The 25805-nt window shown below is 64.5% G+C and carries 28 protein-coding genes; 10 read left to right on the forward strand and 18 right to left on the reverse strand.

Going from position 1 to position 25805, the window contains the following annotated elements; genetic code table 11:
- Positions 1-121: 121 nt before the first annotated feature.
- Together rsmD and MMAR10_RS03210 are read right to left on the reverse strand one after the other, a co-directional pair.
- Complete coding sequence (gene rsmD / locus MMAR10_RS03205; RefSeq protein ID WP_011642557.1) at positions 122-682, reverse strand: 16S rRNA (guanine(966)-N(2))-methyltransferase RsmD; 561 nt, start codon at positions 680-682, stop codon at positions 122-124.
- Positions 683-688: 6 nt separating this feature from the next.
- Positions 689-1807, reverse strand: a complete 1119-nt coding sequence (locus MMAR10_RS03210; protein WP_011642558.1) for a pseudouridine synthase — start codon at positions 1805-1807, stop codon at positions 689-691.
- A 38-nt stretch (positions 1808-1845) separates the two neighbouring features.
- Here MMAR10_RS03210 and tadA point away from each other — a divergent pair, with 38 nt between their 5' ends.
- The 3 genes from tadA (at position 1846) to MMAR10_RS03225 (ending at position 3237) form a co-directional block, all read left to right on the forward strand.
- Positions 1846-2346 carry a tRNA adenosine(34) deaminase TadA gene (tadA, locus tag MMAR10_RS03215; protein ID WP_041636733.1) on the forward strand — a complete coding sequence of 167 codons (501 nt, stop codon included), beginning with the start codon at positions 1846-1848 and terminating at the stop codon, positions 2344-2346.
- Entirely contained in the window at positions 2336-2668 is a 333-nt protein-coding gene (locus MMAR10_RS03220) for a TfoX/Sxy family protein (RefSeq protein WP_011642560.1), read from the forward strand. The genes tadA and MMAR10_RS03220 overlap by 11 nt, the downstream gene beginning before the upstream one ends.
- A gap of 104 nt (positions 2669-2772) precedes the next feature.
- The gene (locus MMAR10_RS03225; RefSeq protein ID WP_011642561.1) at positions 2773-3237 is read left to right on the forward strand and encodes a hypothetical protein; all 465 of its coding nucleotides are present in this window, start codon (positions 2773-2775) and stop codon (positions 3235-3237) included.
- On the opposite strand, the gene MMAR10_RS03230 is transcribed toward MMAR10_RS03225, so the two are convergent.
- Positions 3234-3809 carry a GNAT family N-acetyltransferase gene (locus MMAR10_RS03230; RefSeq protein ID WP_011642562.1) on the reverse strand — a complete coding sequence of 192 codons (576 nt, stop codon included), beginning with the start codon at positions 3807-3809 and terminating at the stop codon, positions 3234-3236. The genes MMAR10_RS03225 and MMAR10_RS03230 overlap by 4 nt on opposite strands.
- Positions 3806-4549, reverse strand: coding sequence for a sulfite exporter TauE/SafE family protein (locus MMAR10_RS03235; protein ID WP_011642563.1), 744 nt, complete (start codon positions 4547-4549; stop codon positions 3806-3808). Before MMAR10_RS03235 ends, MMAR10_RS03230 begins: the two co-directional genes overlap by 4 nt.
- Positions 4550-4644: 95 nt before the next feature.
- Here MMAR10_RS03235 and MMAR10_RS03240 point away from each other — a divergent pair, with 95 nt between their 5' ends.
- Entirely contained in the window at positions 4645-4914 is a 270-nt protein-coding gene (locus tag MMAR10_RS03240) for a hypothetical protein (RefSeq protein ID WP_041636735.1), read from the forward strand.
- Between the two features lie 238 nt (positions 4915-5152).
- Here MMAR10_RS03240 and MMAR10_RS03245 read toward each other — a convergent pair whose 3' ends face one another.
- From MMAR10_RS03245 to purD, 3 genes are all read right to left on the reverse strand, one after another.
- Entirely contained in the window at positions 5153-6217 is a 1065-nt protein-coding gene (locus MMAR10_RS03245) for a phosphotransferase (RefSeq protein ID WP_011642565.1), read from the reverse strand.
- Complete coding sequence (locus MMAR10_RS03250) at positions 6214-7515, reverse strand: metal-dependent hydrolase family protein (RefSeq protein WP_011642566.1); 1302 nt, start codon at positions 7513-7515, stop codon at positions 6214-6216. The genes MMAR10_RS03245 and MMAR10_RS03250 overlap by 4 nt, the downstream gene beginning before the upstream one ends.
- A gap of 82 nt (positions 7516-7597) precedes the next feature.
- On the reverse strand, positions 7598-8875 hold the full coding sequence (gene purD, locus MMAR10_RS03255; RefSeq protein WP_011642567.1) for a phosphoribosylamine--glycine ligase: 1278 nt from the start codon (positions 8873-8875) through the stop codon (positions 7598-7600).
- Positions 8876-8992: 117 nt separating this feature from the next.
- Here purD and xseA point away from each other — a divergent pair, with 117 nt between their 5' ends.
- The 3 genes from xseA to MMAR10_RS03270 are packed head-to-tail and all read left to right on the forward strand — an operon-like array spanning position 8993 to position 11663.
- Positions 8993-10450 carry an exodeoxyribonuclease VII large subunit gene (xseA, locus tag MMAR10_RS03260; protein ID WP_011642568.1) on the forward strand — a complete coding sequence of 486 codons (1458 nt, stop codon included), beginning with the start codon at positions 8993-8995 and terminating at the stop codon, positions 10448-10450.
- A 47-nt stretch (positions 10451-10497) separates the two neighbouring features.
- Positions 10498-10728, forward strand: coding sequence for a DUF2093 domain-containing protein (locus tag MMAR10_RS03265; RefSeq protein ID WP_011642569.1), 231 nt, complete (start codon positions 10498-10500; stop codon positions 10726-10728).
- Entirely contained in the window at positions 10725-11663 is a 939-nt protein-coding gene (locus MMAR10_RS03270) for a M23 family metallopeptidase (protein WP_011642570.1), read from the forward strand. The genes MMAR10_RS03265 and MMAR10_RS03270 overlap by 4 nt, the downstream gene beginning before the upstream one ends.
- Before the next feature lie 575 nt (positions 11664-12238).
- On the opposite strand, the gene MMAR10_RS03280 is transcribed toward MMAR10_RS03270, so the two are convergent.
- From MMAR10_RS03280 to MMAR10_RS03295, 4 genes are read right to left on the reverse strand one after another with little or no spacing between them, the layout of a single operon-like run.
- Positions 12239-13159 carry a lysophospholipid acyltransferase family protein gene (locus tag MMAR10_RS03280; protein ID WP_011642571.1) on the reverse strand — a complete coding sequence of 307 codons (921 nt, stop codon included), beginning with the start codon at positions 13157-13159 and terminating at the stop codon, positions 12239-12241.
- Between the two features lie 9 nt (positions 13160-13168).
- Positions 13169-14194 (reverse strand): tetraacyldisaccharide 4'-kinase, encoded by a 1026-nt coding sequence (gene lpxK, locus MMAR10_RS03285; protein WP_011642572.1) that lies wholly within the window; start codon positions 14192-14194, stop codon positions 13169-13171.
- Positions 14191-15486, reverse strand: coding sequence for a 3-deoxy-D-manno-octulosonic acid transferase (locus MMAR10_RS03290; RefSeq protein WP_011642573.1), 1296 nt, complete (start codon positions 15484-15486; stop codon positions 14191-14193). Before MMAR10_RS03290 ends, lpxK begins: the two co-directional genes overlap by 4 nt.
- Positions 15483-16253 (reverse strand): lysophospholipid acyltransferase family protein, encoded by a 771-nt coding sequence (locus tag MMAR10_RS03295; protein ID WP_011642574.1) that lies wholly within the window; start codon positions 16251-16253, stop codon positions 15483-15485. Before MMAR10_RS03295 ends, MMAR10_RS03290 begins: the two co-directional genes overlap by 4 nt.
- Before the next feature lie 103 nt (positions 16254-16356).
- Here MMAR10_RS03295 and MMAR10_RS03300 point away from each other — a divergent pair, with 103 nt between their 5' ends.
- Positions 16357-17019, forward strand: a complete 663-nt coding sequence (locus MMAR10_RS03300; protein ID WP_041637230.1) for a fused DSP-PTPase phosphatase/NAD kinase-like protein — start codon at positions 16357-16359, stop codon at positions 17017-17019.
- A 130-nt stretch (positions 17020-17149) separates the two neighbouring features.
- The gene (locus tag MMAR10_RS03305) at positions 17150-18757 is read left to right on the forward strand and encodes a sensor histidine kinase (protein ID WP_011642576.1); all 1608 of its coding nucleotides are present in this window, start codon (positions 17150-17152) and stop codon (positions 18755-18757) included.
- Between the two features lie 27 nt (positions 18758-18784).
- Here the strand turns inward: MMAR10_RS03305 and MMAR10_RS03310 are convergent, their stop codons facing one another.
- The 6 genes from MMAR10_RS03310 to MMAR10_RS03335 form a co-directional block, all read right to left on the reverse strand.
- Positions 18785-20551 carry an ABC transporter ATP-binding protein gene (locus tag MMAR10_RS03310; RefSeq protein ID WP_011642577.1) on the reverse strand — a complete coding sequence of 589 codons (1767 nt, stop codon included), beginning with the start codon at positions 20549-20551 and terminating at the stop codon, positions 18785-18787.
- A 15-nt stretch (positions 20552-20566) separates the two neighbouring features.
- Positions 20567-20821, reverse strand: coding sequence for a DUF4170 domain-containing protein (locus MMAR10_RS03315; RefSeq protein WP_011642578.1), 255 nt, complete (start codon positions 20819-20821; stop codon positions 20567-20569).
- Between the two features lie 34 nt (positions 20822-20855).
- Positions 20856-22217: a TldD/PmbA family protein gene (locus MMAR10_RS03320; RefSeq protein ID WP_011642579.1), complete on the reverse strand. Its 1362-nt coding sequence runs from the start codon at positions 22215-22217 to the stop codon at positions 20856-20858.
- Between the two features lie 40 nt (positions 22218-22257).
- On the reverse strand, positions 22258-22650 hold the full coding sequence (locus tag MMAR10_RS03325) for an MAPEG family protein (RefSeq protein WP_011642580.1): 393 nt from the start codon (positions 22648-22650) through the stop codon (positions 22258-22260).
- 38 nt (positions 22651-22688) lie between these two features.
- Positions 22689-23351 (reverse strand): DsbA family oxidoreductase, encoded by a 663-nt coding sequence (locus MMAR10_RS03330; RefSeq protein ID WP_011642581.1) that lies wholly within the window; start codon positions 23349-23351, stop codon positions 22689-22691.
- Between the two features lie 151 nt (positions 23352-23502).
- Positions 23503-23721: a hypothetical protein gene (locus MMAR10_RS03335; protein WP_011642582.1), complete on the reverse strand. Its 219-nt coding sequence runs from the start codon at positions 23719-23721 to the stop codon at positions 23503-23505.
- Between the two features lie 213 nt (positions 23722-23934).
- On the opposite strand from MMAR10_RS03335, the gene MMAR10_RS03340 reads away from it, so the two are divergent.
- Positions 23935-24510 carry a YkvA family protein gene (locus MMAR10_RS03340; RefSeq protein WP_011642583.1) on the forward strand — a complete coding sequence of 192 codons (576 nt, stop codon included), beginning with the start codon at positions 23935-23937 and terminating at the stop codon, positions 24508-24510.
- 69 nt (positions 24511-24579) lie between these two features.
- Here MMAR10_RS03340 and MMAR10_RS03345 read toward each other — a convergent pair whose 3' ends face one another.
- A complete protein-coding gene (locus tag MMAR10_RS03345) occupies positions 24580-25773 on the reverse strand; it encodes an LL-diaminopimelate aminotransferase (RefSeq protein ID WP_233353862.1) in 1194 nt (397 codons plus the stop codon).
- Positions 25774-25805 lie beyond the last annotated feature (32 nt).

Here is a 25805-nt window from a genome sequence, read left to right on the forward strand (position 1 = left end):
CCCCTCACCCTGCCCTTCGGGCCACCCTCTCCCGCAAGGGGAGAGGGCGTTCTTGCCAGCGGCCGGCTCATACGCCTTCTCCCCTTGCGGGAGAAGGTCCCCGCAGGGGGGATGAGGGGACCTACCCCCGCGTCAGGAACAATACTTTCGCCGCGCCATAGACCTTTTCCACCTGACACACCCAGCCCGGCGTTGCCGGGTTTTCCTCGGCGCCGACTTCCAGCACGGCGACGGCGTCGTCGCTGACCCAGCTTCCCTCGATCAGTTTTTCCAGCGTCTTGGTGCCGAGACCGAAGCCATAGGGCGGGTCGAGGAAGACGAGGTTGAAGGGGTCACCCAGATTGGACGGCTTGTCGCCCAGCGCCGTGGCGTCGCGGCGGTGGATGCGGGTGATGCCGAAGAGTTGCAGCGTGTCGACATTGTCGCGGATGGCACCGCGCGCCTCGGCTGCGAACTCGATGAAGAGGCAGAAGGCGGCCCCGCGTGAGATGGCTTCCAGGCCCAGCGCGCCGGAGCCGGCATAGATATCGGCGACGCGGGCGCCCTCAATGGCCGGGCACCAGTCGGCATGCTCGATCACATTGAACATGTTTTCCCGCGCCCGGTCCGAGGTCGGACGGGTCGATTTGCCCTTAGGGGCCACAAGGGCGCGGTTGCGGAATTTGCCGCCGACGATACGCATCGCGGACTAGCTCCGGCCGCCGGGCTTGCGAGGTCCACCGGTGCGCGGCCCACCCGGCTTGCGGGGGCCGCCGGTGCGCGGTGTGTCAGGGCGCGGCGTCTCAGACCGTGATGTGGTCGCGCGCGGCGCGGCGCGACCGGCAGCCGGTTTGGCGGTCGGCTTGCCATCCTTGCCGCGACGGGCGCGGGTCGATTTGGCATCCAGCGGACGGCCCTTGCGTGCGTCTTCGATCAGGCTGTCATCGACCTCGCGTTTGGGCAGGCCGGGCTGACCCGGTCCACCCATGGCGCGCTGACCGGGCTTGCCATCCGGCTTCTGGCCCGGCTTGCGGGCCGCCCGGTTGGCGGGACGCGGCTTGGCGATCGCCTGGCCGGTCGGCGTGTCGCCCATGTCGATCAGATGGCCGCACTGGTCGTGCAAAACGCGTGAGGGCACGGACTTGATCTCACCCTTTTCCAGCTGCCCCAGCTGGAAGGGGCCATAGGCGATGCGGATCAGGCGGTTGACGCGCAGACCGACCGCGTCGAGCGCCTTGCGGACTTCGCGGTTCTTGCCTTCGCGAATGCCGACCTCAAGCCAGATATTGGACCCGGTCTCGCGCTCGACCTCGACCTCCATCGGCCCGTACTTGATGCCTTCCACCGTCACCCCGGCGCGCAGGATTTTCAGGGCGCTTTCCGAGATCGAACCGAAAGCGCGGGCGCGGTAGCGGCGTGTCCAGCCGGTCGAGGGCAGTTCCAGGGCGCGGGCGAGGGCGCCATCATTGGTCAGCAGCAGCAGGCCTTCCGAGGTCAGGTCGAGGCGGCCGATCGAGATCACCCGGCCGATATCCTTGGGGATGGCGTCGAATACGGTCTCGCGGCCTTCCGGGTCGGCATGGGTGGTGACCAGGCCGTCGGGCTTGTGATAGCGCCACAGCTTGGTGGCGGCGGGCGGCTCGATGCGCTTGCCGTCAACCTCGATATGCTCGCTGCCCGTGACCTTGAAGGCCGGCGTGTCGAGCGTCTTGCCATCGACCTTCACCCGGCCGCCCTCGATCATGCGTTCGACCTCACGGCGTGAGGCCACACCGGCGCGGGCGAGGAATTTGGCAATACGTTCTGACGTGTCAGCAGTTCCGGTCACGCTTGACCCTTTCGATGCGGCGCTCTATCGCGCGCAGTATGACGAACCCGCGCGATACACGTTTTATGCAGGCGGCGCTACGGCTGGCGCAAGCGGCAGCTGAGGCTGGCGAGGCACCAATTGGTGCCATCATCGTCGATCCGGCCACGGACAGCATTGTTGCGCAGGCCCATAACCGGCCAATCGCGGACCATGATCCGACCGCTCACGCCGAAATACTGGCTCTGCGTGAGGCCGCTGCGAAGCTGGGCAATTACCGCCTCACCGGTCTGGAACTCTATGTCACGCTGGAGCCGTGTGCCATGTGCGCCGGGGCGATCAGTCATGCCCGTATCGGTCGGCTGGTATTTGGCGCCAGCGACGAGAAGGGCGGCGCCGTGGTCTCCGGGACGCGCTTTTTCGAGCAGCCGACCTGTCACTGGCGGCCCGAGATCGTGCCGGGAATCCTGGCAGATGAAGGTGCGGCGATGCTGAAGGATTTCTTCCGCGCCCGTCGCAAGGCGAAATCAGCTCCGAAAGAGGTTGGCGATGGCGTTTGATCCCGATCTTGTCGACCGTATGGAAGCGGCACTGGTCGCGCTGGGGCAGCGTCCTGAACGACGCCGCATGTTTGGCGGCATTGCCCTGATGATCGGCGGCAATATGAGTTTCGGCACGTCACGCGACGAGCTGCACGTCCGCGTTGGACCGGACCAGTATGAGGCCGCCCTGGCCAAAATCGGCGCGCGGGAAATGGATCTGACCGGTCGCGTGATGAAGGGTTGGGTGACTGTGGACGGCCCGTCGGACCTCGACGATGACGCCTTGGCGGACTGGGCCAGAATGACGGCGGATTTCGTCACGACGCTGCCGGTCAAGTAGGCCCGTCATTTCGATAATTCGCGTTCACGCCAACTTGTCATAAAACCTTGTCTTGAGTTGAATCCGTACGCGGACGAAGAGGAGCCATTCCGATGGAGCGGCTCATGCGTCGTGCACTGATCAAAACCTGTCTTGTTGCCGGTCTGGCATTCGGCACCTGCGCCGCAGCGCAGGCCGAGAGCTCGGTTTGCAATGATGCGCCCATCCTGCTGCGCGATGTCACCATCATTGATGCATCGGGCGAATGGGATGATCAGGACATCCTGATCGAGCAGGGCCGCATTTCGGCGATTGCATCGGACATTGAACTGGAAACCGGCCAGCTTGTGGTCGAGCTTGGACGTCCGGGCGCCATCGTTCGCCCCGGTGTGCAGGCAGCCTCCAGCCATGGCGCGATCTTCATCCGTGCGTCGACCGCTCCGAGCCGTCGCGAAACGGCAATCCTGACCGCCGGGTCGCCGGCTGATCTGAACGTCTACGCAACCGATGCCGCCCTGGCCGGTCAGGTCGAGATCGAAATCCGCGGTGGCCATGTCGCCGGGCTGACCGACGTCTGTTTCGCGGGCTAGGCGAAGCGTGCTTCCAGCCCGGCCTTCACGCCGGGCCATTCCTCCCTCAGAACCGAGAAGAATACCGTGTCGCGCCATTCGCCTGTCCAGCACAGGAGGTGGCGGCGCAGCGTGCCTTCGCGGGTCGCGCCCATCTTGGTCATGGCCGCCTGGGAACGCAGGTTGAGGTGATGGGTTTTCAGTTCAACCCGTTCGGCACCGGCCCCGAAGGCCTCTCCCAGCAGGATGTGTTTGGCGGCCGGATTGATCGCCGTGCCGCGCGCCTCACTGCCATACCAGGTCCAGCCGATCTCAAGGCGTTTGTGCTCGGGCGTGATGGTGAGCCAGGCCGAGTGACCGACCGCCGCGCCATCCGCCTGCCGGCGGACAAGATGGCTGATCTGGCTGCCGGCATTGGTATTGGCCAGCATCAGATTGAACCAGGCGTCGAAATGATCGCCATCACCGCGCAGGGAGGTCAGCGTCCACAGGCCGGGTTCGGCCGCTATGGGGCGGAGTTCCTCACGGTGGGCTTCGACGAGGGGTTCAAGCCGGACGACAGCGTTTTCACGGATGGCAGGAGAGAGGATCATGAACCGGCTCCGGTCAGCAGGATGACGCCGCGGATGACATAGACCGCGCCGATCACCGACACGATCCACTTTGTCCACTGGCGGAACTGGACATCGCTCATCAGCGCCAGGAAACGGGCCCCGGCGGTGGTGCCGAGGATGGCCAGCGGGGCGGCGATCATCAACCATTGGACTGACGGCAGGCCGGCGGCGCCCAGTGCGGGCAGGATGTAGTAGGCGATCTTGACGCCATGACTGACCACTTGCGTCGCCGCCTTGGTCGCCACGATGGCGCGCCGGTCCTGTTGTGTGTCGGCAAAGAAGACGTCCAGCAGCGGGCCGGAGACACCGGCGACCACATTGAGGCCGGTGACAGCGAAGCCACAGGCGACAGCGTGGTGTGGTCTGGCGGCATCGAGATGGAGGATGTGTTTGGGCAACCAGATGACCGCGGGGACGAGCCCCAGGATCACGAACAGCCAGGCCTTGGACAGCTCAAAACTCGCAAATGCCAACAGACCCGCCGCTGCGGCCGATCCGGCCAGATAGATGGCAAGGATGCGCCAGTCGATCCATTGCAGGTGCAGGACGGCGCGCCAGCCATTCGACACGCTCTGGATCACCCCGTGCACGACCATCGCCGCCGCGACCGGCAGGACCAGTGCCAGCGCCCCCATCAGGATCAACCCGCCCGCCATGCCGAACACGCCGGAGATGAAGGCGGTGATAAAGGTCGCGACAAGGATGAAGGCAGCGATCATGCGCGGACTATATCGCCGGTCGCGGCCGGGGCGAGTGCAGGGTGCAGTCGGTTGTGGATATTGCAGAACATAACCGGAACTTGTAGGGTAGGCTCATGCTGAAGCAAATCAGAGTGCTGTGGACAGGCATGCGTTGGGTTGCCAGCAAACTGGCAGCGTGGCGTCCACGCGGACCGACGTCGAACAAGGCGCTGTGGCGAAGCTGGGAGCAGTCGAGTCGCGCGATCGGCTTGGGACTTCTGGGCCTGTCGCTATTTGCGGAGCGTGGTATTATCAGCCCGGCCAGCCTGTTGCTCGGTGCCGGATTTCTGGTCGCGAGCTGGGTTTGTGCGTTTTATCTCGGGCACCTGGAGGAGGCTTCATGATCGGCGAAATTGAAATCAATCTCTGGCCGCTGACCCTGTTCTTCGGATTCATGGTCACGATGATTGTGCTCGCAGCTATCGCGGAAGAGAAGCGTCGCCGCAAACGGAGCGACTGAGCTCAGCTTCTCGCGCCAGTGGGGTGCAGTTGTTTTCCTTGGTCGTCTGCTTTTATTTGGGCAGTCACGAAAGGGGCAGGACATGTATCAGGCGCCCCGTTCGATTCTCATCTCGCCGGCCCTCACGCCCCCGCCTGTTTCGCGAACCCCCAGGCGGCTTCGGCCATCGGTTCAACGGCGGCACCCATTTCGGCGGCGCGTGAGTTCGAGGCATTGCCCTGCAGGGAGCGCGCATAGACGCCTTGGATGATCGAGGTCAGGCGGAAGATGTTGTAGGCGAAGTAGAAATCCAGCGCCGGGATGCCTGAGCGATTGGTGCGCTCGCAGTAGGCCTGCGTGTATTGCTCGATGTCGGGAATGCCCAGAGACGCAATGTCGACGCCAAGCAGCCCGTTGCGGATTTCCGGCGGCATCACCCAGCCCATCAGCTGATAGGTGAAATCAGCCAGCGGATCGCCCAGCGTCGAGAGTTCCCAGTCCAGCACCGCGATGACGCGCGGTTCGGTCGGATGGAAGACCATGTTGTCGAGCCGGTAATCGCCATGCACGACGCTGGTGCGCTCCTGATCCGGTGCGGCGGTCGGCAGCCACTCGATGAGGCGGTCCATCGCCGGGACAGTGGTGGTCTCGGCGGCGCGGTATTGCTTGGTCCAGCGGCCGATCTGGCGCTCGAAATAATTACCCGGCTTGCCGTAATCGCCCAGGCCTGCGGCTTCAAAATCGATGCCGTGCAGATGGGCCAGCGTGGCATTGGACGCGTCATAGATGGCGCCGCGCTCGGTCTTGTCGAGATCGGGCAGGAGCGGATCCCAGAAGATCCGGCCCTCGACGAAGTCCATGATGTAGAACTCCGTCCCGATCACCTCGCGTTCCATGCATAGCCCGTGCATGACCGGAGCCGGGAAACCGGCGCCGCCAAGCGCCTTCATGACCCGGAATTCGCGATCAACGGCGTGGGCGGATGGCAACAGCTTGCCCGGGGGCTTGCGCCGCAGGACATAGGCCTTGCCCGGCGTCACCAGCTTGTAGGTCGGGTTGGACTGCCCGCCCTTGAACTGTTCCACCGTCAAGGGCCCCTGGAAGTCTGCGACATGGGCGGTCATCCATTCGGCCAGCACGCCTTCATCGAAGGCGAGAGCGTCGGCTACCGGCTTGGTGCCGGAGAAGCTGTCGTCGATATCACTCATGGGTTCAGATAGACCTCGCCGCCCTTCATCACGAAATCCATGTCGCGCAGCTCGGAGATGTTCTCAAGCGGATTGCCGTCGACCGCGATGATGTCGGCCAGCTTGCCCGCTTCGATCGTACCGATATCGCCGTCCATCTGGACATGACGCGAGGCGTTGATGGTAGCCGTAACGATGGCTTCCATCGGCGTCAGCCCGGCTTCGACCAGCAGTTCGAACTCACGGGCGTTGACGCCGTGCCGGGAGACGCCGCTATCGGTTCCGAAAGCAATCATCACGCCGCCCTCATGCGCGCGGCGGGCCATTTCCAGCATCAGTGGCCCGACTTCGCGCGACTTGGCGCGCTGGTTGTCGGTCATGAAATCAACTGTCTCAGCCATTTCGGCGACGGTGACGCCGGCCAGCACGGTCGGGACCAGATAGGCGCCATTGCGGCGCATCAGGCGGATGCTCTCGCGATCAAGATAAGTGCCGTGCTCGATCGAGTCGCCACCCGCTTCCAGGAAAGAGTTGATGCCGGTCACGCCGTGTGCGTGCGCGGTGACGCGGCGGCCCATCATGTGGGCGGCTTCGACAATGGCGCTGAGTTCGTCATCGAAGAATTGTTGCTCGACACCGGCTGCCGTGTCGGACAGGACGCCGCCGGTTGCGGTGATCTTGATCACATCGGCGCCGCCGCGGATCAGGGTGCGGACAGCCTCGCGGCACTGGGCCTCGCCATTACAGGCGGTTTCGCTGGCGAATGTGTGCAGCACGTCGAGCGAGAAGCCGTTGACGTCGGCATGGCCGCCGGTCGGCGTGACGGCTGATCCGGCAATGCGCATGCGCGGGCCGGGGATGTCGCCATCATTGATCGCATCGCGCAGCGCCAGCGAGGCTTCGAAACTGCCGCCGACATCCTGAACAGTGGTGAAGCCGGCCCGAAGCGTGGTGCCGGCATTGACGGCGCCATCAAAGGCGAGGTCCGAAGGGGACATGGTGAAGGTGTTGAAGCGCCGGCCCGGGCCGAGTTCAGACTGCAGGTGGACATGGCTGTCGATGAAGCCGGGCATCACATAATCATCGCTCAGGTCGATGATGGTGGCCCCGTCCGGCGTGACATAACCCGATTCAATCCCTTCAACCCGCTCGCCGCGGATCAGGATGGATTGTTCCATCAACGGGTCTTCGCCGGGCACGGCGAGCAGCCAGCCGGCATGGATGACGGTCAGCGCGTCCTCCGCATCCTGGGCCAGGGCGCTCGGCGCAAATGTCGTGGTGGCGATCAGGGCGATCGCGCTCATGGCTGTTTTCAGCATCCGGTCTGCCTCCCCGCAAACAAGTGTTGGCGGAGTAGAAGACGCCGGGTGCCGGGATGTCAAACGACGCGCGCGGTTGGCACTAGTGGGTCTTCAGGGCCCGCCAGGCGATGTCTCGGCGGCAGAAGCCGCCGGGCCAGTTGATCTGGTCGACAGCGGCATAGGCGCGATCGACGGCATAGTGCAGCGTCTCGCCACTGGCCGTGACATTGAGGACGCGGCCACCGGTGGCGGTGTGCTGTCCGGCCGCATTGCGACCCGTGCCGGCCTCGAACACGACCACGCCTTCCATCAGGTTGGCGGCATCGACGCCCTCGATCAGGCTGCCCTTCTCATAGCTGTCCGGATAGCCATTGGCGGCCATGACGACCGTGATCGCCGGTTCCGCCGTCCAGCTGAGCGGCGGCATGTCGGCGAGATGACCGGTCGCAGTCGCTTCAAGATAGGGAAGGAGGTCATCCTCGATCCGCATCATCAGGACCTGGCATTCCGGGTCCCCGAAACGGATATTGAACTCGACAACGCGGGGGCCGTCTGCATTCACCATCAGCCCGGCAAACAGCACACCCTGGAAAGGCGATCCTTCGGCGGCAAGGCCGCGGGCGACCGGTTCGATGATGGTCTTCATCGCGGTTTCGATCAGCTCGGGCTTGGCGATCGGGGCCGGGGAATAGGCACCCATGCCGCCGGTATTGGGGCCGGTATCGCCTTCGCCGACGCGTTTGTGGTCCTGGGCCGCGCCGCAATAGAGTACATCCTCGCCGTCGCACAGGGCGAAGATCGAGACTTCCTCCCCGTCCATGAATTCCTCGATCACCAGGGTCCTCGAAGCATCGCCGAACTTGCCCGAGAGGAAGGCGTCGATCTCGGCCTCAGCCTCGGCCCGGTCTGACACGATGACCACACCCTTGCCGGCGGCGAGACCGTCAGCCTTGAGCACATAGGGCGGCTGGAACTGGTCGAGAAAGGCTTTCGCCTCGCCGGCATTCGAAAACGTGCCATAGCGGGCGGACGGCACATTGTGACGGGCGTAAAAATCCTTGGCGAAGGCCTTGGAAGCCTCCAACCGGGCTGCCAGCTTGGACGGTCCGAATGTGGCGATTCCGACCTGGCGCAAGCGATCCGCCAGCCCGTCGCACAATGGCACTTCCGGTCCGACAATGACCAGATCAACCGCCTCTGCGCGCGCCAGATCAACCAGGCCGTCGAGGTCGGACACGGGGATTGTGTGACAGGTCGCCAGCTCGCTGATGGCGGCGCTGCCGGGAGCCGCCAGGATTGTGGAGACCAACGGGCTTTGGGCGATTTTCCACACCAGGGCATGTTCGCGCCCGCCAGATCCGACAACCAGAACCTTCATGTGACCCTCTATGCAGCCAATTGCGCCAATCCAAGGCCTTGCCTAACGCAATCGCCCGGCATTCGCGAGTCCGTCGGGCCGTTGCGGTGGCGTTGAAACCATTTTACCAGAGTTGCCATGAACACGCCCGCAGGAAACATCCACGAATTCACCGTTTCCGAGCTTGCCGGCTCGCTCAAGCGAACCGTCGAGGACGCCTTCGGTCATGTCCGCCTGCGCGGCGAGCTGGGCCGGGTCGTGGTGGCCAAGTCCGGCCATGTCTATTTCGACATCAAGGACGACAAGGCGGTGATCGCCTCGATCGCCTGGAAAGGGACAGCCCAGCGCTTCCGCTTCCGTCCCGAAGAAGGGCTGGAAGTGGTCATAGAGGGGCGGCTCTCGACCTATCCGGGCCGCTCGCAATACCAGCTTATCGTCGAGAGCATGGAGCCGGCGGGTGCCGGCGCGCTGATGGCGTTGCTGGAAGAGCGCAAGCGGACACTCGCCGCCGAAGGCCTGTTCGAGACCAGCCGCAAGCAGGCGCTGCCCTTCCTGCCGCGGACCATCGGCGTCGTGACCTCGCCGACCGGGGCGGTGATCCGGGACATCCTGCATCGCCTGCAGGACCGCTTTCCCTGCCATGTCCTGTTGTGGCCGGTGCTGGTGCAAGGTGACAGCGCCGCCGCCCAGATCGCCGAGGCCATTCGCGGTTTCAACGCCCTGCCCGCCGGCGGCAAAGTGCCGCGACCCGACGTGCTGATCGTCGCCCGCGGCGGTGGCTCGATCGAGGATTTGTGGGCTTTCAACGAGGAGGTGGTCGTCCGCGCCGCCGCCGACAGCACCATCCCGCTGATCTCGGCGGTTGGTCACGAGACCGACACCACGCTGATCGATTTCGCCTCGGACCGCCGCGCGCCGACCCCGACCGGTGCGGCGGAAATGGCGGTGCCGGTAAGGGCCGAGCTAAAGGCCTCGCTGGACCAGCTGGGCGGTCGCCTCGTGGCCGGCCTGTCTCGTCATATCGAGCGGCGCCGTACCGAGTTGCGCTCGGCGGCGCGGGCCCTGCCGCGTCCGGCGGCGCTGATGGAGCTCAAGCGGCAGCGTTTCGACATGATCGCCGACAAGCTCGACCCGGCCTTGCTCAATCACGCCGCCGAGAAGCGCGGTCGCCTGTTGGTGCTCGCCGCAGGGCTGAAGCCGGCGGCGCTATCACGTGACCTGCGCCAGAAGCGCACCTTGCTGGACGAGCGCGCAGCGCGCCTGGGTCCGGCTGCAGAGCGCCTGCGCCGGGACCGTCAGCGCGATCTGGACAATTGGTCAGCGCGGCTGGAGGCCCTGTCGCACCAGTCGGTTCTCAAACGCGGCTTCGTGCTGGTCCGGGACCGGGCCGGCAAGCTGGTGCGGTCCGGAGGCTCGCTGATGGAGGGGGCGGGTATCGACCTGGTCTTCGCCGATGGCGAACGCGCGGCGCGGATCGAGGGCGAGCGTGGCTCGCGCAAACGGCCTCCCGAGACACCCGATCTGCCGAAGAAGACCAAGCCGAAACCCAAACCCCGCAGCAAGCCCGAGGCGGCCGGCCAGGGCCGGCTTTTCTGACACACGCCACCCTCCCGCTGGCCGGCAAACACTGCTAGAGAAGACCCATGAGTGATTTCAGTTTCGACAAAGAATTCCAGGGCGAAGCCATTCTTGAATATGGTGATAGCGACTTCATCATATTGAAGGCGGGCGCTTTCGTGCGTTGTGCCGTCACCAATGACCCGATCCAGCTTGATCAGCTGCGCTATTGGAATGTCGATGAGCAGGAAGCCTACAAGGATGTTCTGGTCGCCAAGCAACGCTGGATCGAACTGAATTCGGAGCCGGGAAAATGATCAGCCTCGCCGTCGCCCTTGCCCTGCAATCCACGACGGCCCTGGTCGATGACGCTGCCGATCCGATCGGTGACCTGATCGCCCAAGCCTCGCCTGAGGCGCGGGACGTGGAAATAACCCATGTCGGCCCTTTTGCAAGTGCTGACAATGTCGGGTGTACCGGGCGCCGCGAAGAAGGCGCATTGTTGGTCTGCTTCTACCCTCCGCGCACGGAACTAAGGCTCGGCGAGGTTTCTGCGGTGGCAGATCGCGATGGGTTAGCCCTGCTGGGGATACCGCGCAGAGCGCCGGCAAGTTTGACCCTCACTATCGACGTTTCGGCGATCGACCACGATAACCTCCTTGGTATCGGGGGCAGCGAAGTCTGGGACATCACCCAGCGCGAATACAATCTCCAGCAGGTCAATGGCGTGCCCCAGGCGACCGTGACACCGGATGCATCCACGCTGCCGCGGCGCCAGCGCGAATACGCGCAAAAGCAGGCCGCTTTCAACTCGGTCTGGGACGGGCAGGGTTTCCTGGGCGGGTTCATCCATCCCGCCGAAGGCATCACGACCGGCGTCTATGGCTCCGCCCGGGTTTACAATAATGGCCATGAAGGCAGCCCGCACTGGGGTCTGGACTGGGCCAATGAGGTCGGCACGCCGATTTATGCGCCCGCAGGCGGTCTGGTGACGCTGGCCGAGCCGGACATGTATTACGAGGGCGGCCTGATCTTCATCGATCACGGCCATGGCCTGGTCTCGGCCTTCCTGCACCTGTCCGGTGTCGAAGTCTCAGAAGGCGATATGGTCGAGCAGGGCCAGCTGATCGGCGCCATGGGTGCGGGCGGCCGGGCGACCGGCTCGCATCTCGACTGGCGGGTTAAGCTGCGCAACCAGTTCTATGTCGATCCGCAAAGCCTGCTGGATCTGGATCTGAGCGAGTTGCGCTAGGCTCTCAGTCGGGGCTTGAAGTGACCTGAGCGCCGCGCGCGCAATCAGCCATAAACCGCTTGTCAGCCAGCAGGCCGTATCCGCTTCTTCAGCTCAAGGGTGAAACCGCGAAGCGGCGGCTGCGCCGCCCTTGACCTGAAGAAGCGGATACGGCGATCTCTCGGCAAGTGGTTTGTGGACGAGTTTGCGCCGATTGCGCGCGGACGTCGAGGAGCAGTGGTGGCGTGTGGGTCACCATCTATTCCGTGTTCCCGTTTATTTACGGCCAGATCGGGCAGCCACGACGATCAACTGGTACAACACGAGAACAATGAATGCTCCACCGATAACCCAAGGCACAGCGCTGGTTGGGATTCCCAAAAATCGTCTAAGGAAAATGGCGCCCAGCGCGACCGTCAGGTACAACGCAATAGAAAAGCCGAAGCGGTTCAGGAACCTCGAATAGAAATCTAACATAAGCAAACTTCCAATTCTCATTGGATAATTGGGCTCAAGCCCCTTTTTTTGACTAGCCAAAGCTGGTCAGCCGTCCGCGGCTATATTGCGACAAGATCCGAAAAGCCTCAGAGCCTCGCTCAGCCCTTGTACACCGATTTCGCCCAGCGCCGGTGAACCCAGAACCATTGTTCCGGCGCCTGGCGGATTTCGCTTTCCACCCAGTCATTGATCCGCGTCACCGTCTCGACGATGGCGGCGGTCTTGTCGGGATTGGTGGAAATCTCGATCGGGTCATGGACCTCGACGCGGAAGCGGGCGCCGCCCATGCGTCGGATCGATAGTGGCAAGAGCGGGCAGCCATGGCGCATGGCGAGGCGTGTCGGGCCGGGCGCGGTCATCGAGGGCAGGCCGAAGAAGGGCGCTTCGATGCCATCATTCATCTTCTGGTCGTTCATCAGGGCCACGGCCTCACCGGCCTTCAGGGCCTGCATGAGCGCCTTGGCGCCATCGCCGCCCTTGGCGGTCAGAGTCTTGACGCCATAGCCGACCCGCATGTCGGTGATGCGGCGGTCGATCAGCGGGTTGTTGGCCGGACGATAGGTGATGTGGCAGGGCAGGCCGGTCTGGCTGATCGCGGCGGCACCGATCTCCCAGTTGGAATGGTGCATCGAGATGATCACGGCCGGCTTGCCGGCATCGCGCAGGGCCTCGAACTTCTCGCGGCCGATGAATTCGACCCGCTCATTGAACTCAGGCCCGGAAAAGACGCCCAGATGCGGCATCTCGCCGGCCAGGCGCCCGAAATTTTCCCACATGCCGCCCAGCAGACGTTCGATCTCGGGTGCGGCGGCTTCGGGGAAGCAGCGTTGCATGTTGATGCGGGCGACCTTGTGCACCGGCATCAGCGGGCCGAGCTTGCGCAGCAATGCGCCGGCCGCGTCGGAGGCCTTGTCGATGCCCTTGATCTTGTACCAGCCGGCATAGGCATCCCAGGCGGCGGCTTCAAATCGCCAGCTGATCCGGGTCAGGGCTGAGGCATTGCGGGTGGCATCTATCATGGTCCGGATTTAACCAGCCTCGCCGCCCGCGTCCATGTCGGCATCCATGACGTCGCGCAACAGGCCGTCCAGCGCGCCCGGATTGGCGAACACGGCGCGGACCGGCCAGGCGGTGACACGGGCCTGGATATCGACGGGCAGGCGGACCCAGTCTTTCTCGGTCGTGATCAATTGCGCGTCATGGGCAGCGGCCAGCGCGTCGAGATGGCGCAAATCACCTGCGTTGAAGGCGTGATGGTCGCCATAGACCGCAACCTCGCCGATATCGCCCCCGGCAGCCCTCAGAGCATCGAAGAACTTTTCCGGCCGGCCGATCCCGGCAAAGGCGACCAGCTTGCCAGCCGGTGGCGGCGCCAGCGGTTCCAGCCAGGCGTGGAAGACCGGGATGGAAAGATCGCTCAGGCCGAGCCCGGTCCAGTCCGGCTCGGTGGCGGCATCGGGCATCATCACGATCACCGCATCGGCGCGGGCAAGGCCGGTCGCGACCGGCTCGCGCAGCGGGCCTGCGGGGACAATCGTGCCCGGACCCCAGCCGGTCAGCCCGTCGACGACGACGATCGAGCAATCCTTGGCCAGGTCCGGGTTTTGATGACCATCATCCATCAGCACCAGATCAACACCGCCTGCCGCCTCGATGGCGCGACCACCGGCTGCGCGGTCGCGGGCGATCCAGGCCTGTCCGGTACGGGCGAGCAGCAGCGGCTCATCGCCGACGGTGGAAGCATCATGTGTGGCGGGGTCGATGCGCAGGGGGCCGGCTTCGCGGCCGCCATAGCCACGCGACAGCGATGCGGCCGTCAGATCCATCTCTGCGAGGCGTTGCATCAGGGTCTGGGTGACCGGGGTCTTGCCGGTGCCGCCGACCGTGAGATTGCCCACGCACACGACCTTGGGGCCGATACGGACGGGCGTCGCCTTGCGGATGCGGCGGGCGACGGCCCAGGCATGAATCCACCCCAACGGCGCCAGCAGGGCCCGGGCGAGGGCGCCCGATCCGCGGCCGCCATCGGTGCGCCAGAAAGCCGGTTCCTTCATGCCTCGCGCTCCGGGCCCTCGGCCAGATCCAGCAGGACGGAGAGGGCCGAAAGCGTAGTGTCCAGCGCACCGCCCGATGCTTCGCTGATAGCCCGCTCTGCCGCGGCGCGCCCGGGTGCCTTGGCCTGCCAGACCTGCTCGACGGCGGCAGACAGGGATTGAGAATCGCTCACTTCGATCATGGCCGAGTGGCGGCGATAGGCGCCATAGATATCGTCAAAACTGTCGACATGCGGACCGGTGATCACACAGGCCCCGGCCAGGCTGGCCTCGATCGGATTGTGGCCGCCAATATTGGCCTTCAGGCTGCCGGCAATCAGCGCTGCAGGGGACAGCGCGAACCAGAGTGACATCTCACCCAGCGTATCAGCGAGCCAGACCGTGTCGGCGCCATCCGGCACTTCACCGGCTGACCGGCGGGCCACTTTGAAGCCGCGCTGCCGGGCCATCGCCGCGAGCTCCTTGCCGCGTTCGGGATGTCGCGGCGCCAGTATCAGCAGCGCGCCGGGATGGGTCTTGTGCAACAGGGCATGGGCGGCCAGCACTGTGCCTTCCTCGCCGTCATGCGTTGAGGCCGCAAGCCAGACCGGCCGTCCGGCGAGTGCAATCTTCAGGGAGGACAGCTCGCGGGCGTCGGGGGCGGGGGGGCGTGCCTCCAGCTTCAGATTGCCGGCCAGCACGATCTCGCGACCGGTCAGGTCTTCCAGTCCGTCGCGGGTGCGGATGTCGGCTGCCCCGATCCAGGCAAAGGCTTCCAGCAGTCGGCGGACAGCGTCGCCGCGTTTGCGCCAGCGGGTCAGCGAGGCAGTGTTCATGCGCGCATTGACCAGGGCCATCGGAATGTCGCGATTGCGGGCCTCGATCAGCAGGTTGGGCCAGAGTTCCGACTCGGCAAAGACGCCGATATCCGGGCGCCAGTGATCAAGGAAGCGGCGGACCGCGCCCGGAGTATCGACAGGCACGTATTGGTGCTTGGCTTGCGGCGGCAGGCGTTTGGCCATCAGGTCTGCCGAGGTGACGGTGCCGGTGGTGACCAGGAATTCCAGCTCCGGATCGCGGGCTGCCAGCTGGTCGATCAGCGTTGCCAGTACGAGACTTTCGCCGACGCTGGCGCCATGCAGCCAGATCAGCCGGCCCTCGGGCCGCTGGATTTCGGGCCGGCCAAGACGTTCATGGCGACGGTCAGGGTCTTCCTTGCCGGCGCGGGCGCGGCGCGCCAGGACAAGCGGCAGGATCGGGGAGGCGAGCCCGGTCAGGACGCGATAGAGGGCGAGCGAGGCCGGCAGGCTCACGCGGTCGCTCCCGCCTTGCCGGGCGCGCGCCCCGTACCCGGGCGGCGTTTGGCGTCAGGCTCGATGGTGTCGCCGGCAACGGCTTCGTCGGCTTCGCGGCTGAGGTCGTTGAGCTGGGTTTCGAGATTCAGGCGGGCCGCTTCGAGGTCGGCGGGGCTGGCATCCCTGGCGACATGGATCGGCTCACCCCAGATGATGACGCCACGGGTGAAGAAGTGTGGCAGGCAATGATGGTCCCAGGCCTTGCGCAGGATGGTCTTGCGGTGGGTCGACCAGGTGAAGGGCAGGATCGGCACGCCGGTATCGCGGGCCATGCGGACGGCACCGAAACCGGCCCGCATGCGGGGGCCGCGCGGTCCGTCCGGTGTCACCGCACCGCAACCGCCGGCATTGAGATGATTGACCATGGCGCGGTAGGCCGCCTCGCCGCCCTTGGCCGCGCCGGGCTTGTCGGGATTGCGCGAGGAACCGCGCACCACACCGACCTTGTACCAGCGCGCCAGCCGTGACCCGATCTCGCCCTCGCGTGAGCGGGAAGCCAGGGCGACCATGCGGTCCTTCTGCCTGGCCCAGCCATGCAGGGCCATCAGAATGCGGCCGTGCCAGACACAGCCGAGGACCGGCTTGCGCTCATCCCACACCGATTGGACATAATCAGTATTGCGATGTTCCCAGCGAATGGAGTGGCGGACCAGCTCCAGATAGAGCAGGACGAAGAAGGCTAGGACTTCCTGGGCCCAGGGCCGGGAGAGCAGGCGTTTCGACATGATGCTCCCTTGCTCACCCCGGTGAGGCAAAAGGTCAAGCATGGCGCGCGGTTGCGTCCGGGCCGAGACCGGCCTAAATGCGCTGCCAGACGAAAGGCCCAGCATGCCCTATGACCTGAACGACCCGACTGACCGCGAGCGCGCCTGGCAGGATTATCTGTGGAAGGATCACGGTATCCTGCGCCAGAAATTCCACAACATGCACGAGGTCGGTGGCGGCATGTGGCGGGCCAACCAGCCCTCACCGGAGCGGTTGGAGCAATTGGCGGCGGACGGGTTCAAGACCATCCTGAACATTCGCGGCACGCAGCCGGGCGTCTGCTATTACGATCTCGAAAAAGAGGCCTGCGAGAAGCACGGCCTGACCATGATCGACATGCCCTTCGGTTCACGCGAAGCGCCGTATGTCGACCGCATGCAGCGGGCGGTGAAGATTTTCGAGAGCATCGAATATCCCGCCCTGATCCATTGCAAGTCGGGCGCCGACCGGGCCGGTATCATCTCGGTGCTCTATGCCCTGACCAAGCTGAAACTGCCCTATGACGAGGCCATCAAGCACCTGTCGCTGAAATACCTGCACGTGAAGGCCGGCAAGACCGGCGTGCTGGATTATTTCTTTGAGTGCTATCGCGCCTATAACGAAACCACCCCGATTGATTTCTGGGAATGGGTCGAAACGGTTTATGACCGTGATGCGGTCCAGTCAGGCTTCATGTCGAGTTGGTGGGGCAACTTCCTGACGGAAAGGCTGCTGCGCCGCGAATAGGCCGAGGCCATTTTTTATAACCAGTGAATTCATCAGATATGACGACTCTTTCCACAGGATTGAGTCACATTAACCCTCGTTAACCACGTTCAGCGTCCCTTTCTGAGGGAGGCGGAGGGGAGAGGGGCTGATGCCGGATCTGGCCATACGATCGGATAGCACGCAGGAGCGGTTGAACCGCCTCAATTTCCTGCTGTCACGCGAATGTGGTCCGGCTTTCCTTGAGGCCTTCGTCAAGCAGACCGCCGAGGTCTTCGCCGCCGACCGTCTTTTCATCGCGCGCATCGACGCCACCCATTCGCGCATGCGTACGCTCAAGGTTGCCTGCGGCAATGCCATGGTTGGCAATTACTGCTACGACCTGAAGGGGACGCCCTGTTCCGACGTCATGGATGCGGGCGCTGATATCTTCGAAGACAATGTTTCAATGCGCTTTCCGCGCGATTTCATGCTCGAGGAAATGGGCATGCGGGCCTATGTCGGCATGCCGCTCTATAATGGCGCCCAGTCGGTCGGCATTGTGGTTGCCATGTTCAAACGCCCGGCCGATGTCGCCGACGAGATGCTGGCCGTGTTCAATCATTATCGCCGTCGCCTGACGGGCGAGATCCTGGCCGCCGAATCCGGTGATCGTGCCGCGTTGGCGATGAAGGGCACATCCGACGGCATCGTCGATTTCTGCCTCGAGACCGATCAGATATTCATCTCGGCGCGAGGTCGCGAATTGCTGGGATACCAGCCCCGTGAGCTCACCGCGGCGACCGAAACCTTCACCAATCTGATCCATGCCGATGACCGGCCCCGCTTCCAGTCCGCGCAGCAATCCCATTACCGGGCCGGTCGTCCCTTCGACCTGACGGTCCGGCTGAAGGTCGTCGGCGGGCTGCACCGCTGGTTCCGGATGCGCGGCGAAGCGGTGCGGACGCCGGATGGTGATCCGGTCCGAATGGTCGGTGCGATGACCGACATCCACGATCTGGTCGAAGCTCGCCAGCAGGCCACCGAGGCCAGCCGCGCAAAATCCCGCTTCCTGGCCACGATGAGCCACGAGGTCCGAACACCGATGAATGGTGTGCTGGGCATGTCGGCCCTGCTGGCAACCACGGATCTGGAGCCGTCGCAGCGCGAAATGGTCAATCTGATCGAGGGGTCAGGCCAGGCGCTGTTGACCATCCTCAACGACATCCTCGATCTGGCCAATATTGAGTCCGGCCGTTTCGAGGTCGAGCAGGACACATTCAACCCGGCCGAACTGGTGCGCACGGTTGCCGGTCCCTATCGCATGAAGGCGATGGAGAAGGGCCTCAACCTGCACCTGGAAATCGATCCCGTCGCCGAACGGGAGGTGGTCGGCGACCCGGCCCGCGTCCGCCAGATCCTGTCCAACCTCCTGTCCAATGCGGTCAAGTTCTCCGATCGCGGCGAGGTGCGTGTGCGTTGCCTGATGACGCAGACCGCCGATCGCGCCCATGATGTCACCTTTGAGGTCGGCGATACCGGGATCGGCATGGATGGTGATCTGATGTCGCGCATCTTCATGCCGTTCAGCCAGGGCGAAGCCGTCATGCAGCGCAAGAATGGCGGTACCGGGCTGGGCCTGGCCATCGCCAAGAAGCTGGCCGAGTTGATGGGCGGTGACATCACTGTCGAAAGCGCGCCGGGGGCCGGGTCGAAATTCACGGTGAAACTGCCGGCGGCCGGTCGCCGCAGCGAGATCGTCCAGGCTCGCGAGGCCTGAGCGGTCCCGGCATTGCCAAGGCACAGGTCAGGCCTCGAACTGCATCCGGCACAGGCGGGCGTAAAGGCCGTCACACGCGATGAGGTCGTCATGGCGGCCCTGTTCGGCGATGCGGCCGTCTTCCATCACATAGATCCAGTCGGCCCGACGCACGGTCGAGAGCCGGTGCGCGATGACCAGGCAGGTGCGTCCTTGGGACAGGTGTTCGAGCGCGGTCTGAACCCGCTGTTCCGACTCGGTGTCGAGAGCGCTGGTCGCTTCATCCAGCAGCAGGATGGGCGCGTTTTTCAGGATCGCCCGCGCGATCGACAGGCGCTGACGCTGTCCGCCGGACAGATTGCCGCCACGCGGGCCGACCGGGCTGTCATATCCGTCCGGCAGGGCCATGATGAAGTCATGTGCGTCGGCCGCCTTGGCGGCGGCGATGATGGCGTCGTCGCCGGCATCGAGATCCCCAAAGCCGATATTGGCCCGCACCGTGTCGTCAAACAGGGTCACATCCTGGCTGACCAGCGCCATCGAGCGGCGCAGCGAGGCGAGGGACACGGCACTCGTGGCAGTGCCGTCAATCGTGATCCGGCCGGATTGATGATCATAGAGCCGTGGCAACAGGTTGAGGATGGTCGATTTGCCCGATCCCGACGGACCGACCAGGGCGACGGTCTGGCCGGGATCCGCTTTCAGGGAGATTTTGTTCAGGGCCACAGAGCCGTCCGGATAGGCAAAGCCCACACCGTCCAGCTCGACAGCACCGGCGGTCACATCAAGAGCGGGGGCGTCCAGCGCCGTTGTGACGGATTCTTCGGTATCGAGCACGGTGAAGACACGCTCGAGAACGGCAAAGCCCTCCTGGACCACGGCGTTCAGCGTGCCCAGCGCCCGGATCGCCGGTGAGATCACCGCGATCCCGGTCAGGACGCCAATGATATTGCCCAGCGAGGTCTCGCCTTCCAGCATGCGCCAGCCTGCAAAGGCGACCAGACCGGCGAAGGCCAGACCGCCGACGACTTCCAGGATCGGATCGACCCGGGCCTTGTTCTCGGTGATTTTCAGCAGGAAGCGCAGGCGCTCGAAGAAGGATTTGCGAGCCCGCTCGGTTTCATGATCCTCAAGCCCGTAGGTCTTGATCATGCGGGCGCCGGAAAAGCTTTCCTCCAGCTGCCCGGTCACTTCACCCATCTGGGCCTGGGCCTGGGAGGAGGTCTTGCGCAGGCGCTGGCCGATCCGGATCACCGGCCAGGCCGCGATCGGGTAGACCACCAGGATCAGCAGCGACAGCATCCAGTCCAGGCTCAGCATGACGCCGATGGTGATGATCACCGTCAGCACATCGCGCATGAGATTGTTGGACAGGCGAACGATGGTTTCGCGCAGCAGGGTGATGTCATTGGTGAAGCGCGACACCAGCGAACCGGTGCCTTCGGCCTGCAGCCGGGCGAAGTCAGCCTGCATCAGCTTGGCGAACATGGCGTTCTGCAGGTCCTGCATCACGTTCAGCGCCAACCGGTTGGTCTGGACCGTTTGCAGGTAGAGGCTGACGCCCCGGATGGCCGCCAGCCCGACGACCGCCAGCGGTGCCAGCGGGAAAAAGTCCGCCGCGCCGGAATTGAGCTTGTCGAAGGTCCAGGCAATGACCCCGGCATAGGATGCCGCCGCTGCCGCCGTGATGGCGGACAGCACCAGGGCCAGCACGACCATGCCGCGGCGACGCCACAGCCAATCGCGCCACAGGCGCCGGGCAAGCGTCGCGGTGGGGGCTGGCTTGGAAGCGCCGGGTTGGGCCGGGTCGGTCACGCCGCGGATCGGACCCTAGCCGTCCTTCTTCTCGGTCGCAGGATCGAGAAGCTTGTGGGCGTGAATGACGAAATAGCGCATATGGGCATTGTCGACCGTGCGCTGGGCGGCGCCCTTCCAGGCGGCGCGCGCCTCGGCATAGGTGCCGAAGGCACCGACGAAATCGACTTCGTCGAGATCCTTGAATTCGCAGTTTTGCGGGTCGACGCAGGCCAGCTCGCCACCGATGACGAGGTGCAGCAGCTGGTTGTTGATCTTCGTTTCACTCATGCCGGGCTCCTTGATTTGGTTGTCCTGGGTGGCGCTAGAGGCCACCGATGGACATGGCGTCCACAAATACGCTGGGGGCGTTAACAGAACCTCGAAATTCCAGGTCGCTGCCCGGGATGAGGCGGGCATAGATGTCGATCAGATTGCCGGCCACGGTGATCTCGCTGACCGGGTGGTCGATCTGGCCATTGCTGATGCGATAGCCGGAGACCCCCACCGACCAGTCGCCGGTGTTGGAATTGAGGGAGGGGCCGAACATCTCCATGATCAGCACACCTTCGGTGATGCCGCCGATCAGGTCGTCGCGGCTGGTGGTGCCGGCTTCCATGTGGAAATTGGTCGGACCGGCGCCGGGCGATCCACCCATCGACCGGCGGGCATGGCCGGTCGGGGCCATGTCGAGCTGGCGCGCGGCGGCGGAGTTGAGGAACCAGGTCGTCAGGCGTCCATCCTCGATGATGGCGCTGCGCTGGTTGACCGTGCCTTCGCCGTCGAAGGGCGCCGAGGCATGGCCCCAGGGGCGGTGCGGGTCGTCGATCACGGTGACGCCCGGCGCGAACACCTGTTCGCCCAGCTTGTCGCGCAGGAAGGAGACGCCGCGAGCGACGGCCGGACCCGATGCGGCGCCGGCCAGCGAGCCGATGAAAGTCGTGGAGACGCGGCGGTCGAACACGACCGGCATGACGCCGGATTGGAGTTTCTTCGGACCGACCCGGCGCGCGGCGCGTTCGCCGGCCTCGCGGCCGATCTCGACCCGGTCGCGCAGGTCGGCGCGGCGGCGGGCACTGGTGGCGGCATAGTCCCGCTCCATGGCGCCATCCTCGCCGGCAATGACGCTGGCGCCATAGCCGAACACGCTCTTTCTCCAGCCGGCATTGAACCCGGTCGAGGTAGCATAGGCGGCGGCGCCCTGTCCTGAAGAGGCGAAGGAGGCGTCGGTCTTGGTCACGCCGTCAACGGCGCGGGCCGCGGCTTCGATGGCCAGCGCGGTCTCTTCCAGCTCTTCCGGTGTCCACTCGCCATCCTCGAACTGGGCGATTTCCGGCGGTGCCTTGCACAGGCGGGCCGGGTCGGCCAGCGCCGAGTAAGGGTCTTCCGGTGCCGCCTTGGCCATGGTCACGGCGCGGCCGATGGTGAAGTCCCTGCCGTGTTCGGACAGGTCCGAGAATGCGACGCCGGCCTGCCGCTTGCCGACAAAGACGCGAAGGCCTGCATCCAGGCTTTCCGAACGGCCGATATCCTCCAGCTTGCCATCACGCACCGAAAGCTCGGTTTCGCGCGACTCGGCGACCGAAGCCTCGGCGCTGTCGGCGCCGGCTTTCAGGGCGCGGGCGACAAGATCGGCTGCAATCTCTTGCAGGTTGGCGGGATCGGGTGCTTTGAACGTCTTTGTCATGTGAGCGCTATAGCCCCGCGAGGCCCCGCCGGGCAATGGCTCAACTGACCGCCGTCCAGATCAGGAAGCCCGAACCGGCGACAATGCTGATCCAGCTGAGCAGTGTCCCGACCACACGTCCCATCGAGGTGCCGGCAGAGCTGGACAGTCCCCAGGCATGCAGGCCGCGCCCCAGGGTCAGGGCGATGCCGAGCCCATGGATCAAAAGGGTCGGTGCATTGGTGAGTGCCAGACCGCCCAGAATGATGAGGGCCATGGGGATGTACTCCACCGCATTGCCCTGCACCCGGCAGGCCCGTTCAAGGTCTGCATCCGTGCCGATGCCGATCCCGACCTTGGAACGCTGGCGGTGGCGGACCACATTGAAGGACAGGGCGATCAACAAGAGCCCGTTTAGGCCGGTATAGAGTGCGAATGCGTCAAGTCCGGTCATGATGGTCTCTCCCCTTTGACCCGCCCGCTTGTGCAGGCTTATTCGGTTTCCGCCGGCTCCTTGACAGCCTGACGAATGGCATCGGCCAGAACAGCCGGTTCCTGGGCGCCTGAAACAGCGAAGCGCCCGTTGAAAATATAGGTGGGCACGCCGGAAACGCCGAGCTTGCGGTAGAACAGCTCTTCTTCCCAGACGGCTTTCTCGTCCTTGTCGGTGGCCAGCAGGTCAGCGGTTACGGCGCTGTCGAGCCCGGCATCACCGGCCAGTGCGGCGAGCGTGTCGCGGTCGCCGATATCCCGGCCCTGCGCGAAAAAGGCCGAGAAGAGGGCCTCTGCCATTTCGGCGGTACGCCCCTGTCCGCCGGCCCAGCGCATCAAACGGTGAGCGTCCAGCGTGTTCGGGCGCATGGCAATGTCGTCAAAGCGGAAATCGATCCCGGCAGCCGGTCCGGCCTGTTCGAGATGGTCGCGCATGGCCTTCCACCGGCCCGAAGCTTCGGCGCCGGAGAATTTTTCGCGCATGTAATCCTTGTAGGGGCGCCCTTCGCGGGCCAGCGTCGGGTCGAGCTGGTAGGGCCGCCAGACGGTCTCCACCTTGATATCGGCGGTCAGCTTGCGGGCCTGGTCCCAATGGCGCTTTCCCAGCCAGCACCAGGGGCAGACGAGGTCGGAGACGATGTCGACGGATACGGAATGGGTCATGCCGGTGATTTAGGCATGTTCGCGCAAAATTGCGAGGCTGGTTTCGGGGCGCAGGTGCGGGCTCGTCATCCCCCCGGCCTGGACGGTCGGCCATCGCGGGCCTGGCGCAGGGGGATGACGCCCACCGGCCACCCACCGACCGGAAGTCTGGCTAGACGGTGATGTCCAGCAACGTATCCGTCATCTCGCTGGCAATACGGGCTGTCATGGCGGAGGCGGAGTGGGCGGCTTCCGCCTTTTTCAACGCCACAGAAGCCTGGATGATGTCCTGACCCTTGGCAGCATTGTTGACCACTTCGCGGGCCGCGTCGCCGGCGTGGGACTGGGCGGCCATCATGCCGGTGACGGCTGTATTGAAAGCGATGTTCATGGCCGCAGGATAGCCACCGCAATTCGGGATGTGCAGCGAAGACTGATTTTACGGTTAAGGAAGGGTGAGAGGTGGAAACCCGGGCGGCAAATGCGGACCGGGCGGTCCCGCATCCCCCGGGACGGCACGCTTTGTGTTCCCGCTGTTCCATTGTCGGGCGAAGTGCGACAAGGTCACCATCAATCAACGGCCTCAGAAAGGTGCCCTGCTACCATGACCAACCCGTCCACCCCGACCCTCAAGGTTGAGTTCGAACTGTCTGAATCCGATCTCGCCTTCTTCCGGGATCGTCTCGACAAGGCGCGCGAAGATCGTGCCGATCTGGACGAAAGCCGCATCACGGCTGGCGTGGCGGACATGATCAGCAAGGCGCTGGCATCCAATCCGCCGGAATTCGTGCGGTCGCGTCTGGGCCAGCTCGGCCCGCTGATCGGCATGCTCGATGATGCCGACTGGAAGCTGGAAGGCGAAGACCGCGAGCGTGTGCTCAACGCGCTGGCCTATTTCTCCGACCCGGAAGACCTGATCCCTGACGCCACGCCGGGCATCGGCTATGTCGATGACGCGATCATGATCGAGCTGGTTGCCGGTGGCCTGGCCCCGGAACTCGAAGCCTATGCCGACTTCGTCGCGCATCGTGAGGATCTCAAAACCCCGGAGGCGACCGAAATGCCGCCGCTCGAGGATGTCCGCAAGGTGATGCAGAACCGCATGCGCCGTCGTCGCGGACGGGCGAAGGCCGGTGGCTCCTGGGGTCATTCGACCGGCTCGGTCCACCACTACTTCTAGACGTCAGATCGGACTGCCGGCCCGGCATCCTCCCTCAACCGGGTCAGCCAGAACTGGTGATCCGGGCGGTCAGACCGCCCGGATTGCCGGTTGTCTGGACTTGAGGAATTCGCCGACACCGCGGGCGGCCTGGCGGATGCGCTGCTCGTTCTCGACCAGGGCCAGGCGGACAAAGCCTTCGCCATGCTCGCCAAAGCCGATCCCCGGCGCGACGGCGACGCCGGCCTCTTCCATCAATTGCTTGGAAAACTCCAGCGAGCCCATTTCCTCGCAGCCACGCGGCAGCGGCGCCCAGGCGAACATCGAGGCTTCGGGCGAGGGGATGGTCCAACCCGCGCGGCCGAAACTCTCCACCAGAACATCGCGGCGATGCTTGTAGATGGCGCGGGTCTCGTCGACGCAGTCCTGCGGGCCATCCAGCGCCGCGCAGGCCGCGACCTGGACCGGTGTGTAGGCGCCATAGTCGAGGTAGGATTTCACCCGGGCCAGGGCACCGACAAGGCGCGGTGAACCGGCGGCGAAGCCGACCCGGAAGCCGGCCATGGAATAGGTCTTCGACATCGAGGTGAACTCGATCGTGCGTTCCTTGGCGCCCTCGACCTGCAACATGGACGGGGTCGGCTGGTCACCGAAATAGATCTCCGAATAGGCGAGATCGGACAGGATGAGGAGGTCGTGCCTGGTCGCGAATTTCACGACCTCCCGGTAAAATTCCAGCGAGGCGGTTTGTGCCGTGGGGTTGGAGGGAAAACAAACCACGACGGCGATCGGACTCGGGACCGTATGCCTCGCTGCATGCTCGAGTCCGCGCAGATAGTCTTCCGGCGACGGCGCGTGGACATGCCGTATCGTGCCACCGGCAATGAGAAAGCCGAATGTATGGATCGGGTAGGAGGGCGAGGGCGCCAGGATCACATCGCCCGGAGCCGTGATCGCCTGGGCCAGGTTGGCGAAGCCTTCCTTGGAGCCCAGCGTGACGATGACTTCGCTGTCCGGGTCAAGATCGACATCGAAGCGGCGCTTGTAATAGCGCGCCTGGGCCTTGCGCAGTCCGGGAATGCCGCGAGAGGCGGAATAGCCGTTGGTGCGTGGATTTTCGGTCGCCTCGCGCAGCTTTGCGAGGATGTGCGGCGGTGTCGGCAGGTCCGGATTGCCCATGCCGAAATCGATGATGTCCGCGCCATCTGCCCGCAATTTGGCCTTCAGGCGATTGACTTCTTCGAAAACATAAGGCGGCAGGCGCTTGGTGCGGTGAAATTCCATCGTTGAATCCGGCATGTTCGAATTAAATCCCA

Origin of the sequence: Maricaulis maris MCS10, assembly GCF_000014745.1 — a bacterium.
Taxonomy (GTDB): Bacteria; Pseudomonadota; Alphaproteobacteria; order Caulobacterales; family Maricaulaceae; genus Maricaulis; species Maricaulis maris_A.

Coding starts and splice junctions, on each gene's coding strand:
- rsmD (WP_011642557.1), bottom strand. CDS start 682: ATGCGTATCGTCGGCGGCAAATTCCGCAACCGCGCCCTTGTGGCCCCT.
- tadA (WP_041636733.1), top strand. CDS start 1,846: ATGACGAACCCGCGCGATACACGTTTTATGCAGGCGGCGCTACGGCTG.
- MMAR10_RS03220 (WP_011642560.1), top strand. CDS start 2,336: ATGGCGTTTGATCCCGATCTTGTCGACCGTATGGAAGCGGCACTGGTC.
- MMAR10_RS03225 (WP_011642561.1), top strand. CDS start 2,773: ATGCGTCGTGCACTGATCAAAACCTGTCTTGTTGCCGGTCTGGCATTC.
- MMAR10_RS03230 (WP_011642562.1), bottom strand. CDS start 3,809: ATGATCCTCTCTCCTGCCATCCGTGAAAACGCTGTCGTCCGGCTTGAA.
- MMAR10_RS03235 (WP_011642563.1), bottom strand. CDS start 4,549: ATGATCGCTGCCTTCATCCTTGTCGCGACCTTTATCACCGCCTTCATC.
- MMAR10_RS03240 (WP_041636735.1), top strand. CDS start 4,645: ATGCTGAAGCAAATCAGAGTGCTGTGGACAGGCATGCGTTGGGTTGCC.
- MMAR10_RS03245 (WP_011642565.1), bottom strand. CDS start 6,217: ATGAGTGATATCGACGACAGCTTCTCCGGCACCAAGCCGGTAGCCGAC.
- MMAR10_RS03250 (WP_011642566.1), bottom strand. CDS start 7,515: ATGCTGAAAACAGCCATGAGCGCGATCGCCCTGATCGCCACCACGACA.
- purD (WP_011642567.1), bottom strand. CDS start 8,875: ATGAAGGTTCTGGTTGTCGGATCTGGCGGGCGCGAACATGCCCTGGTG.
- xseA (WP_011642568.1), top strand. CDS start 8,993: ATGAACACGCCCGCAGGAAACATCCACGAATTCACCGTTTCCGAGCTT.
- MMAR10_RS03265 (WP_011642569.1), top strand. CDS start 10,498: ATGAGTGATTTCAGTTTCGACAAAGAATTCCAGGGCGAAGCCATTCTT.
- MMAR10_RS03270 (WP_011642570.1), top strand. CDS start 10,725: ATGATCAGCCTCGCCGTCGCCCTTGCCCTGCAATCCACGACGGCCCTG.
- MMAR10_RS03280 (WP_011642571.1), bottom strand. CDS start 13,159: ATGATAGATGCCACCCGCAATGCCTCAGCCCTGACCCGGATCAGCTGG.
- lpxK (WP_011642572.1), bottom strand. CDS start 14,194: ATGAAGGAACCGGCTTTCTGGCGCACCGATGGCGGCCGCGGATCGGGC.
- MMAR10_RS03295 (WP_011642574.1), bottom strand. CDS start 16,253: ATGTCGAAACGCCTGCTCTCCCGGCCCTGGGCCCAGGAAGTCCTAGCC.
- MMAR10_RS03300 (WP_041637230.1), top strand. CDS start 16,357: ATGCCCTATGACCTGAACGACCCGACTGACCGCGAGCGCGCCTGGCAG.
- MMAR10_RS03305 (WP_011642576.1), top strand. CDS start 17,150: ATGCCGGATCTGGCCATACGATCGGATAGCACGCAGGAGCGGTTGAAC.
- MMAR10_RS03315 (WP_011642578.1), bottom strand. CDS start 20,821: ATGAGTGAAACGAAGATCAACAACCAGCTGCTGCACCTCGTCATCGGT.
- MMAR10_RS03320 (WP_011642579.1), bottom strand. CDS start 22,217: ATGACAAAGACGTTCAAAGCACCCGATCCCGCCAACCTGCAAGAGATT.
- MMAR10_RS03325 (WP_011642580.1), bottom strand. CDS start 22,650: ATGACCGGACTTGACGCATTCGCACTCTATACCGGCCTAAACGGGCTC.
- MMAR10_RS03330 (WP_011642581.1), bottom strand. CDS start 23,351: ATGACCCATTCCGTATCCGTCGACATCGTCTCCGACCTCGTCTGCCCC.
- MMAR10_RS03335 (WP_011642582.1), bottom strand. CDS start 23,721: ATGAACATCGCTTTCAATACAGCCGTCACCGGCATGATGGCCGCCCAG.
- MMAR10_RS03340 (WP_011642583.1), top strand. CDS start 23,935: ATGACCAACCCGTCCACCCCGACCCTCAAGGTTGAGTTCGAACTGTCT.
- MMAR10_RS03345 (WP_233353862.1), bottom strand. CDS start 25,773: ATGGAATTTCACCGCACCAAGCGCCTGCCGCCTTATGTTTTCGAAGAA.